At 59.1% G+C, this 13,884-nt stretch carries 16 protein-coding genes; 10 read left to right on the top strand and 6 right to left on the bottom strand.

Annotated elements, in window-relative coordinates; genetic code table 11:
• Positions 1-53: 53 nt before the first annotated feature.
• On the bottom strand, positions 54-1,688 hold the full coding sequence (locus J7412_RS04105) for a choline dehydrogenase (RefSeq protein ID WP_209077322.1): 1,635 nt from the start codon (positions 1,686-1,688) through the stop codon (positions 54-56).
• A 390-nt stretch (positions 1,689-2,078) separates the two neighbouring features.
• Positions 2,079-3,086: an AraC family transcriptional regulator gene (locus tag J7412_RS04110; protein WP_209059870.1), complete on the bottom strand. Its 1,008-nt coding sequence runs from the start codon at positions 3,084-3,086 to the stop codon at positions 2,079-2,081.
• A gap of 112 nt (positions 3,087-3,198) precedes the next feature.
• On the opposite strand from J7412_RS04110, the gene J7412_RS04115 reads away from it, so the two are divergent.
• The 3 genes from J7412_RS04115 to J7412_RS04125 all read left to right on the top strand — a co-directional run bounded on the left by J7412_RS04115 (position 3,199) and on the right by J7412_RS04125 (position 5,377).
• Positions 3,199-3,648, top strand: a complete 450-nt coding sequence (locus tag J7412_RS04115; RefSeq protein ID WP_209077323.1) for a hypothetical protein — start codon at positions 3,199-3,201, stop codon at positions 3,646-3,648.
• 12 nt (positions 3,649-3,660) lie between these two features.
• On the top strand, positions 3,661-4,077 hold the full coding sequence (locus J7412_RS04120; RefSeq protein WP_209077325.1) for a hypothetical protein: 417 nt from the start codon (positions 3,661-3,663) through the stop codon (positions 4,075-4,077).
• Positions 4,078-4,147: 70 nt separating this feature from the next.
• A complete protein-coding gene (locus J7412_RS04125; protein WP_209077327.1) occupies positions 4,148-5,377 on the top strand; it encodes an NADH:flavin oxidoreductase/NADH oxidase family protein in 1,230 nt (409 codons plus the stop codon).
• A gap of 127 nt (positions 5,378-5,504) precedes the next feature.
• Here the strand turns inward: J7412_RS04125 and map are convergent, their stop codons facing one another.
• Positions 5,505-6,371 carry a type I methionyl aminopeptidase gene (gene map, locus J7412_RS04130; protein WP_209077329.1) on the bottom strand — a complete coding sequence of 289 codons (867 nt, stop codon included), beginning with the start codon at positions 6,369-6,371 and terminating at the stop codon, positions 5,505-5,507.
• 73 nt (positions 6,372-6,444) lie between these two features.
• Positions 6,445-7,170, bottom strand: a complete 726-nt coding sequence (sfsA, locus tag J7412_RS04135) for a DNA/RNA nuclease SfsA (RefSeq protein ID WP_209077332.1) — start codon at positions 7,168-7,170, stop codon at positions 6,445-6,447.
• A gap of 46 nt (positions 7,171-7,216) precedes the next feature.
• Between sfsA and J7412_RS04140 the strand changes: the two genes are divergently transcribed.
• The 5 genes from J7412_RS04140 (at position 7,217) to J7412_RS04160 (ending at position 10,545) form a co-directional block, all read left to right on the top strand.
• Entirely contained in the window at positions 7,217-7,936 is a 720-nt protein-coding gene (locus J7412_RS04140) for a molybdopterin-binding protein (protein ID WP_209077334.1), read from the top strand.
• Positions 7,933-8,664 carry a GNAT family N-acetyltransferase gene (locus J7412_RS04145; RefSeq protein WP_247743736.1) on the top strand — a complete coding sequence of 244 codons (732 nt, stop codon included), beginning with the start codon at positions 7,933-7,935 and terminating at the stop codon, positions 8,662-8,664. The genes J7412_RS04140 and J7412_RS04145 overlap by 4 nt, the downstream gene beginning before the upstream one ends.
• Positions 8,665-8,679: 15 nt before the next feature.
• Positions 8,680-9,252, top strand: a complete 573-nt coding sequence (locus J7412_RS04150) for a peroxidase-related enzyme (RefSeq protein ID WP_209077336.1) — start codon at positions 8,680-8,682, stop codon at positions 9,250-9,252.
• Positions 9,249-10,226 carry an OmpA family protein gene (locus tag J7412_RS04155; RefSeq protein WP_209077338.1) on the top strand — a complete coding sequence of 326 codons (978 nt, stop codon included), beginning with the start codon at positions 9,249-9,251 and terminating at the stop codon, positions 10,224-10,226. The genes J7412_RS04150 and J7412_RS04155 overlap by 4 nt, the downstream gene beginning before the upstream one ends.
• A 91-nt stretch (positions 10,227-10,317) precedes the next feature.
• Entirely contained in the window at positions 10,318-10,545 is a 228-nt protein-coding gene (locus tag J7412_RS04160) for a WGR domain-containing protein (protein WP_209059910.1), read from the top strand.
• A gap of 51 nt (positions 10,546-10,596) precedes the next feature.
• Here the strand turns inward: J7412_RS04160 and J7412_RS04165 are convergent, their stop codons facing one another.
• The gene (locus tag J7412_RS04165; protein ID WP_209077340.1) at positions 10,597-11,793 is read right to left on the bottom strand and encodes a hydantoinase/carbamoylase family amidase; all 1,197 of its coding nucleotides are present in this window, start codon (positions 11,791-11,793) and stop codon (positions 10,597-10,599) included.
• Between the two features lie 136 nt (positions 11,794-11,929).
• Between J7412_RS04165 and J7412_RS04170 the strand changes: the two genes are divergently transcribed.
• A complete protein-coding gene (locus J7412_RS04170) occupies positions 11,930-12,589 on the top strand; it encodes a histidine phosphatase family protein (RefSeq protein ID WP_209077341.1) in 660 nt (219 codons plus the stop codon).
• Positions 12,590-12,634: 45 nt separating this feature from the next.
• Here the strand turns inward: J7412_RS04170 and J7412_RS04175 are convergent, their stop codons facing one another.
• The gene (locus tag J7412_RS04175) at positions 12,635-12,817 is read right to left on the bottom strand and encodes a zinc-finger domain-containing protein (RefSeq protein WP_209059921.1); all 183 of its coding nucleotides are present in this window, start codon (positions 12,815-12,817) and stop codon (positions 12,635-12,637) included.
• A 129-nt stretch (positions 12,818-12,946) separates the two neighbouring features.
• On the opposite strand from J7412_RS04175, the gene J7412_RS04180 reads away from it, so the two are divergent.
• Entirely contained in the window at positions 12,947-13,879 is a 933-nt protein-coding gene (locus J7412_RS04180; protein ID WP_209077343.1) for an ABC transporter ATP-binding protein, read from the top strand.
• The last annotated feature ends 5 nt before the right edge of the window (positions 13,880-13,884 follow it).

Here is a 13,884-nt window from a genome sequence, read left to right on the forward strand (position 1 = left end):
TTTTTGGTCCGGCACCCGCCTCTGTTCGCGTGAGGGAGGATGTCAGTGTGTCATCAGGCCGCTGCTTTGATCTGGTCCGATTTGATCATGTCGGCGGCTTTCTCAGCGATCATTATGGTCGGGGCATTGGTGTTGCCCGAGATCAGGTTGGGCATGATGGATGCGTCGATCACGCGCAGCCCTTCCATGCCGTGGACGCGCAGCTCGGGATCAACCACCGCCATCTCATCGACACCCATCTTGCAGGTGCCCACAGGGTGATAGATCGTGTCCGCGCGCGCACGGATGTGCTTCTCCCAATCCGCGTCTGTTTTGGCGTGTTCCGTGCCAAACATCTCTTTGTGGCGGTACTTTGCCAGCGCCGGGGCCTCCATGATTTCGCGGGTCATGCGGATGCCCTTGATCATGGTTGCCAGATCGCGGCGGTCTTCTAGGAAGGCCGGATCAATGGCCGGGCTGTCAAACGGATCCGCGCTCTTGAGCGTCACAGAACCGCGGCTTTCCGGGCGCAATTTGCAGATGTGGCAGCTGAAGCCATGGCCGTAGTGCAGTTTGCGGGAGTGGTCATCCACCAGCGCCACGGTGAAGTGTAGCTGCACGTCTGGGCGATCCAGCGACGGGGAGGTTTTCAGGAAACCCGCGCCCTCCGCAAAGCAGGTGGCCATCATCGAGACGCCGGTTTTGCGCCATCTTTTGAGGTGCCCCATCATTTTCAGGCCGCCGCGCAGGCTAATCCCGAAGTTGTCGAGGTCTTTGGATTTATAAGCCAGGGTGAAATCGAGGTGGTCCTGCAGGTTTTTGCCAACGCCAGGTAGGTTGTGGCGCACTTCGATACCGTGTTTCTGAAGGTCCTGGGCATCGCCGACGCCGGAGAGTTGCAGAAGCTGCGGCGTTTTCAGCGCGCCGCTGCAGAGCAGCACCTCGCGTGTGGCGTTGACGGAGATGTCGGCGCCCTTGCCATCTTTTTTGTAGACCACGCCGGTCGCGCGCAGGCCGTCAAATGTGAGCCGCGTGGCATGCGCCTTGGTGATCACAGTGAGGTTGGGGCGGTCCATGACCGGGAAGAGATAGGCGGCGGCGGCAGAGCAGCGCTCGCCGTTCTTGGCCTCATCGTGGAACTGGGTGACCTGATAGTAGCCAACACCCTCGTTGTCGCCACGGTTGAAATCTGTCTTCTCGCGAAGCTGCAGCTGGCGGGCGGCTTCGACAAAATCTGCGGTGATCGGGCGCGCTTCTTTCTGGTCAGACACCTGAAGCGGACCACCGTTGCCGTGCACGTCGTCGGCGCCGCGCTCGTTGTTTTCGGATTTCTTGAAGTAGGGCAGGATGCTGTCCCAATCCCAGCCTTCGCAGCCGAGGTTGGCCCATTCATCATAATCCTGGCGCTGGCCACGTACATAGAGCATGGCGTTGATCGCGCTGGAGCCACCAAGCGCTTTGCCGCGCGGCTGGTAGCCTTTGCGGCCGTTCAGGCCGGGCTGCTCAACGGTTTCCATGATCCAGTTGTTGATTTTGAACGGTTTGCCCGGAAGCATCGCCACAACTGCGGCAGGCATGCGCACGAGGATGCTGTTGCCGCCGCCGCCTGCTTCGAGCAGGCACACGTTTATGTTGGGGTCTTCGGTCAGGCGATTGGCGAGTACACAACCCGCAGATCCACCGCCTACGATAACGTAGTCAAATTTCATGGTATTCCTCCCTTGCCGTATGCTAGAAAATCGAGCGGTTTGAGGAAGCGTCTTTGAGGACATTTTTTTGACACTTCCGGCCAGTCGAGTTCCTCTATTGTTCCAGATTTTCAATCCTGAGTGGTTTTTAGGTTGCTGGAAATTTTGAAACTAAGGGGAGGTTCGCGCAGAATGCAAGTCGCGCGCGGCAGCCGGAGATGACTGCAATCTTTTGTTAAGATTTCACAAAAACGCTGTTTGGGTTTGCGTCATTGGCTCAAAAGAGGCTGTGAAACAGGCATGCTGGGCCCTTGGGCTTCAACCCTGTGATGTGCGATCTGTTGCAGTGTCAGGCTTGAGGGCTGTCTGCCTGACGTGGCGGCAATATGTGCGCCCTATTGGCGGAAATGTTCAGGCACTTTGTTTCAAGCTGCCGGGGCTGTAGCCGTATTGCTTGGTAAAGGCGCGCACAAAGCTTGAAGATTCGGAGTAGCCGGTGCGCCACGCAACGGTGGTGACATCCAAGCCAGCGGTGCTGAGCAGCTCGTGTCCGATCGCCAGACGAGCCTCAATGAAGATCTGCCGGAAAGACGCGCCTTCTGCGGACAGGCGGCGGCGCAGGGTGCGTTCGCTCACCCCCAGTTTGGCCGAGATGGAGGCGATTGTCGGCTCGTTGTTCATGTCGAGCAGAATGGCCTCACGCACTTTGGAGCGCATGTCGTTGGGGGCGGTCTCAGTGAGGTTGAGCAGGCTGCGGCATTGCTGGAGGCATTGCTCCATGGTCGCGGGGTCATGGCGCGGCAGGGGCGTGTCCATCAGGTGATCGGGCACCACGATGGCGTTGCGGTCGCTGTTTACGATGACCTTCAGGCCAAGTAGCTTCTGTATCGCTGCTGCGTTTTCCGGCGCATTGAGCGTGGATTCCACCGTCATCTGCGCGAGCGACAGTTTTGGCAGCACTTCTGAGGTGAAATTTGTGAACACCGTCAGGTGGCGTTCCAGCACAAAGGTTTTGACGCTGGGCGGCAAGCCATCGGTGTCATAGATCAGCAAAGTGCTGTTTTCGGCGCGCTCCAGTTTGAACTGGGCGATCAGAAAGGACAGGTTGGCAAAATCCACGGCGGTTTTCAGGCCAGCGCGCAGGGACGGGCTGCTGACAATAGCGTAGCCCCAGATCCCGAACACCTCGGGGCGATAGAGACGCCCGATTTCCACACCCAAACCCGGCCGGTTTGTGGTGTGTTTTAGAAAGTTGCCAATCACAGCAACCTCTTGGGCGATCGTCACTTGGGTGTCGTTGTTGTAGAGGTCGAATGTGACCAAGCCCGTTCCTTGCAGGCATTGCTCTGAGCTGACGCCATAATTTGGCGCTGCTTCGCACAGGATGCGGATGCTGCCTGCGGGGCGTTTTAGTGACATATCTAACATGATCAGACGCTAAATCACGTGGCCGGAAATGTCAAAATGATGTCCCCAAACGTCATCGGCTTTCCTTGGCGGTCGTCTATTGTGATGTGATCGGGAGGTACATATGCGATCACTTATTGCCATTCAAGAAGGTCAAATTTCGCTCGAGCAGATCAAGGCGTTGGAAGAGGTTTTGCGTAAACTTTACGCGGAACACATCTGCGACGACAAACTGACCATCATTTGGAACATTGCGGCCAAGCAGCACACGATCACCGATCGGAAGTGGTCTCGGTCCTCTACAGTGACCATGGAAGTGCCGGACGGGCTGGAAACCCAGAAGCGTGAAGCCTTCATGCTGGAGGTGGAAAAGAGCTGGCGTGCCGTAACCGGGCAGCACCCGGATCAGGTGGCCGTCGGAGCCTTTGACCAATCGCGCTACACGGACATTCTGAAAGGCAACCTGACGCGGTTCTCCACATGGGGGCGCATCAGCTATCTGGCCAAGCTTTTAACACGCATCTTTATATCCAAGGCACGGTATGGAGTGCTGATTACCCGATTTAACCAGTGAGGGAGGAGACTCATGCCGCTTTATACTCTGGCTTCCAAGAAGCCGTTTGCCGAGCAGACACGTTTTGACATCGCACAGGTGATCACGGATGTGCACTGTGGCTTGACCGGCGCGCCAACCGAATTTGTGAATGTGGTTTTCATGACCGGTTACAGCATGCGCCGCGGAACCATTCTGGGTGTGAACGGGAACGTCCGCACCGGAGGAGACCGCACCGCCGGTCTTTATGAGCAGCTCAACCAACAAATGCACCAGCGGATCGCGGAAGCGGCCAAGCTGGATCTCTCGAAAGTTCTCGTCACGCTGATCGGCATCGAGCCGCATTGGGTTGTTGAAGGGGGCATGGTTTTGCCACCACCCGGCGAAGAAGCGGGCTGGCTCGAACGCAAGAACGCCGTTCACGCTGCAATGGGCGTGGGCACGGCGTAAAGACTACAATGGAAACTGGCCGCATGCGACAGGGCATGCCGGCCTGTACAGACATCAAGGAAACACAGACATGGCAACGCTTGGAGATTCTCTGACGCTGAAATCGGGTACGGTTCTGCGCAACCGGATTTGCAAGGCTTCGATGAATGAAGCGCTGGCAACGCCGGACGGCAAGGTAACGGACGCGCATGTGTCGCTCTATGAAGCATGGGCGGACAGCGGCGCGAGCCTGCTGATCACCGGCAACATGATGGTAGACGGCAAGCACATGAACGAGCCGCTTGTTGTGGACGCGCTGCTGGACACCAACATGGATTTGCTGCGCAAGTGGGCAGCCACCGGCAAACGCACCAACACTCACATCTGGCCACAGCTGAACCACCCGGGCAAGCAATCGCCAAAAATGGTGAATGATGCTCCGCTGGCGCCGTCTGTTGTGCCTATCCCCAACGACATGTTTGCTCCGCCACGCGAGCTGACCGACGCAGAGATCGAAGGCATCATCGACAGCTTTGCCGAAGCGGCGGCGCGTCTGGAAGAAGCGGGCTTCACCGGTGTTCAGCTGCACGGCGCGCACGGCTATCTGATTGGTCAGTTCCTGTCTCCGCACCACAACCGTCGCGAAGACAAATGGGGCGGCAGCTTTGAAAACCGCTTCCGCTTTGTGGAAGAGATCTACAACCGCACCCGTGCCCGCACCGGCCCTGGTTTCAACGTCGGCATCAAGATCAACTCCTCTGACTTCCAGAAGGGTGGCTTCACCGAGGAAGATTCCATCGAGGTGGCAAAGCGTCTGGACAAGCTGGGCATCGACCTGATCGAGATTTCCGGCGGCAGCTGGGAAAACCCGGTGAACCGTAAAGGTAAGCAAGAAGCGAAAAAGGAAAGCACGCTGAAGCGTGAGGCCTATTTCCTTGAGTATGCTGAAAAGGTGAAAAGCCAGATTTCCACGCCGTTGGTGGTGACCGGTGGCTTCCGCTCATCTGAAGGCATGAGCGAAGCGCTGGGAACCGGTGCAATGGATATGGCTGGTGTGGCCCGTCCGTTTGCGGTGGATCCGAAGTTTGGCAAGCACGTGATGCAGAACAACAAGCACGTGTCTCCAGTGGCACCGATCCGCTCGGGGCTGAAGAAGATCGACGCGATGGCGATCATGGAAATCAGCTGGTACACGATGCAGATCGAGCGTATTTCGCAAGGCAAGAAGGTGCAAACCAAAGCCGACGGCATCTGGCCTGCCCTGCGCGTGATCTATCGCTTCTGGAAGAACGGCAAAGCAGTAAAGCGCGTCCGCGCCTAACTCTACAGACTGTTTCTAATGGTTGAAGGCCGCCCAGTTTGGGCGGCCTTTCTCGTATCCACGTTGGCGCAGGGTGCTGGCGGCAGCTTAAAGCTTAGGACTGCGTGGGGCAGGCAGCGCTTATGTCTTAGCCCCAGGTGGGGTGGAAGAGACCGGCTTTGGAGAGCGTGAAGATGTCTGCGCCGTCCGCGGTCACACCGATAGAGTGCTCAAACTGCGCGGAGAGCGATTTGTCGCGTGTTACCGCTGTCCAGTCATCTTCGAGCACTTTTGTTTCGGGGCGGCCCAAGTTCACCATTGGCTCGATGGTGAAGAACATGCCTTCTTCGAGCACTGGGCCAGTGCCTGCGCGGCCATAGTGCAGAACGTTGGGCGGGGCGTGGAATACGAGGCCAAGCCCGTGGCCGCAGAAATCGCGCACCACAGACATGCGCTGGCGCTCCACATAGGTCTGAATGGCGTTGCCGATGTCACCAAAGGTGTTGCCGGGTTTGACGGCTTCGATGCCCAGCATCAGCGCGTCATGGGTGACCTGAATGAGCTTTTTGGCAAAAGCCTTGGGTTTGCCCGCCACATACATGCGGCTGGTGTCGCCAAACCAGCCGTCCACGATCACGGTCACGTCGATGTTGAGAATGTCGCCATCCTGCAGTTTGTCATCGGCGCGCATCGGGTCTTCCTTGCGGGCGCTGGTCTCTTTGTTCCACTTGGGGATCGGGCTGCCGGGGATGCCGTGGCAGACAACGTGGTTCACGCTGATACAGCTGGCGTGCTGGTAGCCGCGATAGCCGATGGTGGCGGATTCAGCGCCAGCCGCGACGACTTTGGACTCAATCAGGCGGTCCAGCTCGGCCGTGGTCTGGCCGGGGAACACATGCTCTGCGATCTCATCAAGGATCTGCGAGGCAAGCGCGCCTGCTTTGTGCATGCCTGCATGGTCGCCTGGGGCGTAGATGCGAATGCCATCGCGGGTTTGGCGGCCTTTGCCGATCATCTGAACTGCTCCATCACCTAGGGTCCGACGCTATGTAAGGGCAAATGCCTCAAAGCGCCAGAGGGGGCTTATGCTATGCGTCAGAAAGGGTTTCGGGGAGGTGAAAAGGCAGGCGTTTGCCGATGGTGATCTGCGCAGGCGTGATCTCACAGCGATAGGCGATCACCTGCACGCCTGCGGCCTGCGCTTTGACGAAGGTGGCGGCATAGGTGGGGTCGATGTCATGGGCCAGTGTCACCTGCTCGGCATCGGTGCGCTGCACCAGATAGAACATCGCGGCGTCATGGCCCTGCGCGCGCATCTCGATCAGCTCTTGCAGATGTTTGGCCCCGCGCGCGGTCACGCTGTCAGGAAACTCGGCCACACCGGGCTGGCGCGACAGGGTGACGGATTTGACCTCCAGATAGAGGTCAGGGCGACCGTCACCGGACAGCAGGAAATCAATCCGGCTGTTTTGGCCGTATTTCACCTCCGGGCGGATCATGTCGTAGCTGGCGTACTCGGGGATTTCGCCCGCCAACAGCGCGGTTTTTAACGCGCGGTTGGGCACAGAAGTGTCCACACCGGTGAAATCGCCGCTCTCATGCTCCACCAAGCGCCAGCCGTATTTGAGCTTTTTCTTCGGGTCATCATTGGGCTCAAGCCAGATTTTCATGCCCGGTTCCGCCAGCCCCATCATCGAGCCGGGATTGGCGCAATGGGCGGTCACCTCTGTGCCATTTTCCAGCACCGCATCGGCAAGAAAGCGTTTGTATCGGCGGATCAGCGTGGCGGGGATAAGAGGGGTTTGAAAGCGCATGTGACAGGCCTATACCTGCACTAAGCTGCTGACAAGGAATGAGATCATGACAAACCCTACTGCCGCCATGCTGGTTATCGGTGATGAAATCCTTTCGGGCAGAACGCGCGATGCGAATATGCACTATCTTGCGGGCGAGCTGACCAAGCAGGGGATCACGCTGGCTGAGGTGCGTGTGGTGCCGGATGTGCCGGAGAAGATCATTGGCGCGGTGCGCGCGCTTTCTGCCGAATATGACAGTGTGTTCACCTCCGGTGGGATCGGTCCGACCCATGACGACATCACGGCAGATTGTGTGGCCGAGGCCTTTGGTGTGCACATCGACATTCGCGATGACGCGCGGGCGCTGTTGCAAAAGCACTATGACAATGCCGGGCAGGAGTTTAACGCGGCGCGCCAGCGCATGGCACGTATCCCCGATGGGGCGACCCTGATCGATAACCTGGTGTCGGTCGCGCCGGGATTTGTGGTGGAAAATGTCTATGTGATGGCCGGTGTGCCCTCGGTGTTTCAGGCGATGGTGGCCAGTGTTCTGCCAAAGCTCACAGGTGGCGCGCCCTTGCTGAGTCAGACCCTGCGCATTGAGCGCGGCGAAGGCGAGATCGCCGGGCCTCTGGCGGCGCTGGCCGAGGAATTTTCCGATCTGTCGATTGGCTCTTATCCCTATCAGCGCAATGGCGTTTACGGGGCCAATGTGGTGGTGCGTGGCACGGATGGTGCGCGGATTGATGCGGCGATGGCGCGGTTGTCTGGGCTTTTCGCATGAGTGTGATGCCGGATGCGCGGCAGCTCTATGATGTCGTAGATGCCACCTGGCCTGCAGCGCGGAGCTTTGCGGTTGGGCCGTTTCTCATTCGCGAAGGCAAGGGCGGGGGCAAGCGGGTGTCTGCGGCCACCGCGCTGGGCCCCTATGACGACGGTGATATTGCCCGTGCGGAAGAAGCTATGACCGCGCTCGGGCAGGGCCTGTTGTTTCAGCTGCGGGAGGGCGAAGAGGCCTTGGATGCGGCGCTGGCCGCGCGCGGCTATGACGTCGTTGATCCGGTCACCATGTATGTGATCGAGGTGGAGGCGCTGTCGCAAGAAGAGCCGCCGCGCACGGCAGCAATCCCCGCTTGGGAGCCGCTCAAGATCATGGAAGAGATCTGGGCCGCAGGTGGGGTTGGCCCCAAACGTATCGATGTGATGCGCCGCGCAGAAGGCCCGAAAACCGGGATGATTTCGCGTTGGAACGACAAGCCTGCGGGGGCGTCTTTCCTCGCCATGCATGAGGGCATCGGCATGGTGCACTCGCTTGAAATTCTGCCGCATCAACGCCGCCAAGGCGTTGCGCAGTTTTTGATGCGTCGCGCCGCGATTTGGGTGCAGCAGCACGGCGGCACACATCTTTCGGTGATCTGCACCACAGCGAACGAAGGGGCGAATGCCCTCTATGCTTCCCTCGGGATGCGCGTTGTGGGACAGTATCATTACCGCCAGAAAACAAACGCTTGAGGGAGGGGAAAGACCATGAGCACAGCAGAGATGCCTACCGCACTCGACATTCCGATGATGGACCCGCTGCCGCCGGAGACGCAGCGCTATTTTGAGATTTGTCAGGAAAAGCTGGGCATGGTGCCCAACGTTCTGAAGGCCTATGCCATCACGGTGGAGAAGCTCAACGCTTTCACCGCGCTCTACAATGATCTGATGCTGGGCGAGAGCGGGCTTAGCAAGCTTGAGCGCGAGATGATTGCCGTTGCCGTGAGCTCGATCAACAAGTGTTATTACTGTCTGGTGGCGCATGGGGCCGCGGTGCGCCAGCTTTCGGATGATCCGAGCCTGGGCGAAAAGATGGTGATGAACTGGCGTGTCGCGGATCTGGATGCGCGGCAATATGCGATGCTGGCCTTTGCTGAAAAGATGACGGTGGCTTCGAGTACAATTGAAGAAAATGACCGTCAAAAGCTGCGCGATGTTGGCTTTTCCGATCAGGAAATCTGGGATATCGCCAATGTGGCGGGGTTCTATAACATGTCCAATCGTGTGGCCTCCGCGACCAACATGAAACCCAACGAAGAGTATCACGCACTAGCAAGATGAAAACGGCCCTGGCGATAGGCTTGGCGATCATGGCGCCTTTGGCGTGCTGGGCATTTGAGCCTCAGTTCGAAGGCGAAGGTCAGTTGATGGCCGATGTGTTTGAGCCTCAGGGTGTTTTGACTTTGCCAGTTGGGCGGTTTGCCGATGGTGCGATGCCGACGCGCAGCCTGCCGGGGCATGTGACCCGGCGCAGCTGGCGTATCTCGCGCGGGTTTCGCGGCACAGGTATGTTGACCGCCACGCTTGCGGCGCAGATGCGCCAGCAGGGGTATGATGTTGTCTTTGAATGTGAAGCCGATGGCTGTGGCGGGTTTGATTTCCGTTTCGGGATCGACGTCCTGCCGCCGCCAAAGATGTTTGTGGATCTGTCAGATTACTTCTTTCTTTCAGGGACCAAAGACACAGACTCCGGGCTGGAGGCGGTTTGGATACTGGTGAGCCAAACCGTGCAGGCTGGCATGGTGCAGATTGAAAGCGTATCCCCCGCAAACACCGTGGCGCCGGAGCCTCTGGCACCAACAGGTGGCGGTGGTTTTCAAGGCGTGGCGGAGATTTCGCCAGACGGCCAGGAGGCTGTGTCCACAAAATCCTTGTCAGATTTGAGTGCGCAGATTGAAGGCACCGGGCATGTGGTGCTGGATGATCTGTCCTTTGAGACGGGAGCCTCCAAGCTGGCGGAGCGGGAGTTTGCCTCGCTGGAGGCGCTTGCGGCCTATCTGAAGGCAAATGCCGAGACGCGCATCGCGCTGGTCGGGCATACGGACAGTCAGGGGGCGCTGGATGTGAACACCCGCATCTCGCGACAGCGGGCACAGGCGGTGAAAGACCGTTTGGTCAGCCAGCATGGCGTGCCATCCAAGCAGGTTGAGGCCCGAGGAGCCGGATATCTGGCACCCGTTGCCAGCAATCGCACGGACTCGGGGCGGGAGGCCAATCGCCGTGTCGAAGCGGTGTTGCTCAACATCACTGAGTGACGGCTGGAGGCTGGCCGAGCTGGTCCGCCAAATTTTCATACCCGCGCGATGCGAAGTTGCGTCCGCTGACTCTCTGCAATAGAATCACTTCATGGCCATCTGCATCATGTACAAACCAGCGCTGCGCACCCGCCCAAGATACTACCGGGTGGAGATCGCGATGAACTTGTTTGAAGAGGTCTCTGTCATGCGTGAATGGGGCGTGAAGGGCGGCAAAGGCCGCACCATGATCAGCATCTTTGGCAACCTGCGCGATGCGTCTTTGGCGGCGGATGGGTTCCGGCGCAAAGCCCTACGTAAGGGATACGCGCGCAGCTAAGGACCCCTGCTTTTGAAGGGGCCGCCTTGTCTCACGTCGAGGTAAAATGCTTCAGTTGGCCGAGCGCGATACCGCGCGGGCGAGCACTTCCAGACCTTTGACCAGATCCGCTTCGGCGGTGTCTTCCTCAAACACGTGGCTGACGCCGTTGATGGAGGGTACAAAGAGCATGCCGACCGGCAGGATATTGGCCACATTGGCCGCGTCATGCAGCGCGCCAGAGGGCATCAGGCGATGCGCACCTGGGGCCAGCTCGGCCGCTGCGTCCGATAGCGCGGCTTTAAGGCGCGGGTTCATCTGTGTCGGAGGCAAGCTCCATTCGCCGCCAAAAGAAACACGTCCGCCAAGGCGGGTGGCGCAGTCTTTGGCGATCTTTCTGATCAGTGTGTCCATGTCTTGCAGGCGGGTCTCGGACCCGTCGCGCCATTGCATGGAGAAGGTCACGCTGCCAGGCACCACGGAGCTGGCGTTGGGATGTAGGGAAACATGGCCGATGGTCCAGACTGTGGTGTCTGTGACGATATCGGTCAGGGCCGCATTGAGCGATTGGTTGAACGCGGAAAGCATCTGAAACGCGTCTTTGCGGGTGGACATGGGGGTGGTGCCAGCATGGTTCTGTGCGCCGTCAAAGGTGATCTTGAGATCGCGGATGCCGACAATCTCGGTCACAACACCGATTTGCTCACCTGCGAGATCGAGCCAGGGGCCTTGCTCGATGTGCATTTCCAGAAAGCCAGTGAACTGTGCGGGATCCACCCAGCCCTGATCCAGATGCGCCATGCTCTGACGGGCCTCTGCGAAGGTGATGCCCGCGTCATCTGTCACTTGGTCCATCTCTTCGAGCTGGGTCACGCCGCTCCAGAGCGCGCTTGCGGTGGTGCCACCAAAGCGGCCTTCTTCGTCCTGAAAGGACACAACGGATACGGGCGGGCCGCCGCTTTCCTTGTTGGCGCGGGCGATTTCAAGACCGGCGATGACCCCAAGCGCGCCATCGAGCCAGCCGCCTTCGGGTTGGGTGTCGCTGTGTGATCCCAGCAGCAACGAGGGTGCCTCTGCCACTCCCCAGACCGATCCGGCAGGGTCAAAATGCGGCGTCAGCCCTGCCTCTTCAAAGCGGGTGGCAAGCCATTGACGGGCGGCGATGTCATCTGCACTAAAGGCCCGCCTTTGCACACCTTTGCCACCACCCGCCGCACCGATGGCGCGCAGGGCATGGAGGTCTTGAAGGAAGCGGTCGGGATTGAGCATGGATGGGCCTGTCTTGTGAATGGCCAAACCCTAACCTGCCGCAGGGGAAGTGCAAGCCGGTGGCGGCGAATTCGCTTTCCCAAGGCGCGTCGCTTCGCTACGCATGGGCCACCGCTGTAGTTGAGAAAGGTCGCAGATGCCTCACATCACCCTTGTGCGCCACGGACAGGCCAACACCGAAGCCCGCGATGAGCACAGCTATGATAAGCTGTCGCCTTTGGGGCATCAGCAGGCCGCATGGCTTGGCGCGCATCTGCGCGGCAATGGTGAGCGGTTTCAGCGGGTTTATGTGGGCAGTATGCGGCGGCATCGGGAGACGGCGGAGAGCCTTGGCGCGGCAGAGTTTGCCGAGATCGTGGAAGATCCGCGTCTGAATGAATTTGCCTATTTTGATCTGTCCCGTCTGATGGAAGAGCAGTTCGGGCTGGAGGTGCCTTCAGACCGGGAAGGCTTTGTGCGCCATATGCCAAGGGTGTTGCGCGCCTGGCAGGAGGGCGAGATTAAAGATGTGCCGGAAAGCTATGCCGATTTTGACGGGCGGGTGAAAGCGGCGATGGCGGATATTGCCTCTGGTGAGGGCCGTGCGCTGGTGGTTACGTCTGGTGGGTTGATTGGCGCGGTGCTGCGCCAGACACTTTCGCTTGACGTGGATGGCTGGGCGCAGATGTGTCTGGCGATCCAGAACACTTCGGTGCACCGCTGGCAGATGGTTCTGGGCAAGCCTTTGCTGGCGCAGTTCAACTCTGTGGCCCATCTTGAAGCCCCAGACCGGCAGTTTGCCCAGACCCATTTGTAAAGCCGATGGGTGCTTCGGAAGGGCACCTCGGCGCGGATGGATCGCTTAGGCGACTTTGTCTTCGAAGTCTTTGTGGATGTATTTGCAGTCGCAATAGGGGCACTCGACCCAGCCGTGCTCATTTGGGATCTGCAACCAGACACGGGGGTGGCCCAAGGCACCCTCGCCGCCGTCACAGGCGATGCGATAGCTGTCAACGATCTTGGTTTCAGGGGCGGCAATCGTCATCGCAAACGTCCTTTGGCTGGGGCAGGCATGTGCCTGTGACTTGGCAATTTCCGGGGAGTTGGTTGTGATACCGGCCCCGTTTCGATAGGGCAAATATTATGGATTGCACAGCGAGGGGCAAGAGCGGTCATGGTTCAGAATGCGATTGAAATCCGCGGGCTGCAGAAGACCTACAGGGGGGGGCGTGGCGAGCCAGAGAAACATGCCCTCAAAGGCGTCGATCTTTCGGTGCCGGCGGGCAAGATTTTTGGCCTGTTGGGCCCCAATGGTGCCGGGAAATCGACCATGATCAATATCATGGCAGGACTGGTGACCAAGACCTCTGGCAGCGTGCGCATCTGGGGATTTGATCAGGATGAAAATCCGCGCCAATCCCGCGCGGCGATTGGCGTGATGCCACAAGAGCTGAACCTTGACCCATTCTTCACCCCGCGCGGCGCGCTTGAGGTGCAGGCGGGCCTTTATGGCGTGCCAAAGGCGCAGCGGCAAAGCGATGCCATTCTGGAGATGGTGGGGCTGTCTGATAAGGCGGATGCCTATGCGCGCACCCTGTCGGGCGGGATGCGGCGGCGGCTGTTGCTTGGCAAGGCGCTGGTGCATGGGCCGCAAGTGCTCGTGCTGGACGAGCCGACCGCTGGTGTGGATATCGAGCTGCGCCAGATGTTGTGGCGCAATGTGCGGCGGCTGAACGAAGAGCAGGGCACAACGATCATTCTCACCACACACTACCTCGAAGAAGCTGAAGAGATGTGTGACGAGATTGCGATTATCAACCAAGGCGAGCTGGTGGCGCAGGACAGCACCCGCAACCTGTTGGGCCATATCGATCAGAAATGCATGGTCATCCAGCCCGCAGGCGAAGTTGATGCGCTGCCCGAAGCCGAAGGTCTTTCGGTGGAGCGGCGCGCGGACGGCGCTTTGGCAATCAGCTATCAGGCCAATGCCACCTCAGCCGAAGACGTGCTCAATGCGGTGCGGGCTGCCGGGATTTCCATCCAGGATGTGAAGACCGAGCAGGCCGATCTTGAAGATGTGTTCCTTGAGCTGACGCGCAGCCGCTGAGCCGG

The sequence above is a fragment of the Shimia sp. R9_3 genome, assembly GCF_017743755.1.
Lineage (GTDB): Bacteria > Pseudomonadota > Alphaproteobacteria > Rhodobacterales > Rhodobacteraceae > Shimia.

Excerpts from the sequence above, each read along its gene's own strand:
- J7412_RS04105 (WP_209077322.1), bottom strand. The coding sequence starts at position 1,688 with ATGAAATTTGACTACGTTATCGTAGGCGGTGGATCTGCGGGTTGTGTA.
- J7412_RS04110 (WP_209059870.1), bottom strand. The coding sequence starts at position 3,086 with ATGTCACTAAAACGCCCCGCAGGCAGCATCCGCATCCTGTGCGAAGCA.
- J7412_RS04115 (WP_209077323.1), top strand. The coding sequence starts at position 3,199 with ATGCGATCACTTATTGCCATTCAAGAAGGTCAAATTTCGCTCGAGCAG.
- J7412_RS04120 (WP_209077325.1), top strand. The coding sequence starts at position 3,661 with ATGCCGCTTTATACTCTGGCTTCCAAGAAGCCGTTTGCCGAGCAGACA.
- J7412_RS04125 (WP_209077327.1), top strand. The coding sequence starts at position 4,148 with ATGGCAACGCTTGGAGATTCTCTGACGCTGAAATCGGGTACGGTTCTG.
- map (WP_209077329.1), bottom strand. The coding sequence starts at position 6,371 with ATGATCGGCAAAGGCCGCCAAACCCGCGATGGCATTCGCATCTACGCC.
- sfsA (WP_209077332.1), bottom strand. The coding sequence starts at position 7,170 with ATGCGCTTTCAAACCCCTCTTATCCCCGCCACGCTGATCCGCCGATAC.
- J7412_RS04140 (WP_209077334.1), top strand. The coding sequence starts at position 7,217 with ATGACAAACCCTACTGCCGCCATGCTGGTTATCGGTGATGAAATCCTT.
- J7412_RS04145 (WP_247743736.1), top strand. The coding sequence starts at position 7,933 with ATGAGTGTGATGCCGGATGCGCGGCAGCTCTATGATGTCGTAGATGCC.
- J7412_RS04150 (WP_209077336.1), top strand. The coding sequence starts at position 8,680 with ATGAGCACAGCAGAGATGCCTACCGCACTCGACATTCCGATGATGGAC.
- J7412_RS04155 (WP_209077338.1), top strand. The coding sequence starts at position 9,249 with ATGAAAACGGCCCTGGCGATAGGCTTGGCGATCATGGCGCCTTTGGCG.
- J7412_RS04160 (WP_209059910.1), top strand. The coding sequence starts at position 10,318 with ATGGCCATCTGCATCATGTACAAACCAGCGCTGCGCACCCGCCCAAGA.
- J7412_RS04165 (WP_209077340.1), bottom strand. The coding sequence starts at position 11,793 with ATGCTCAATCCCGACCGCTTCCTTCAAGACCTCCATGCCCTGCGCGCC.
- J7412_RS04170 (WP_209077341.1), top strand. The coding sequence starts at position 11,930 with ATGCCTCACATCACCCTTGTGCGCCACGGACAGGCCAACACCGAAGCC.
- J7412_RS04175 (WP_209059921.1), bottom strand. The coding sequence starts at position 12,817 with ATGACGATTGCCGCCCCTGAAACCAAGATCGTTGACAGCTATCGCATC.
- J7412_RS04180 (WP_209077343.1), top strand. The coding sequence starts at position 12,947 with ATGGTTCAGAATGCGATTGAAATCCGCGGGCTGCAGAAGACCTACAGG.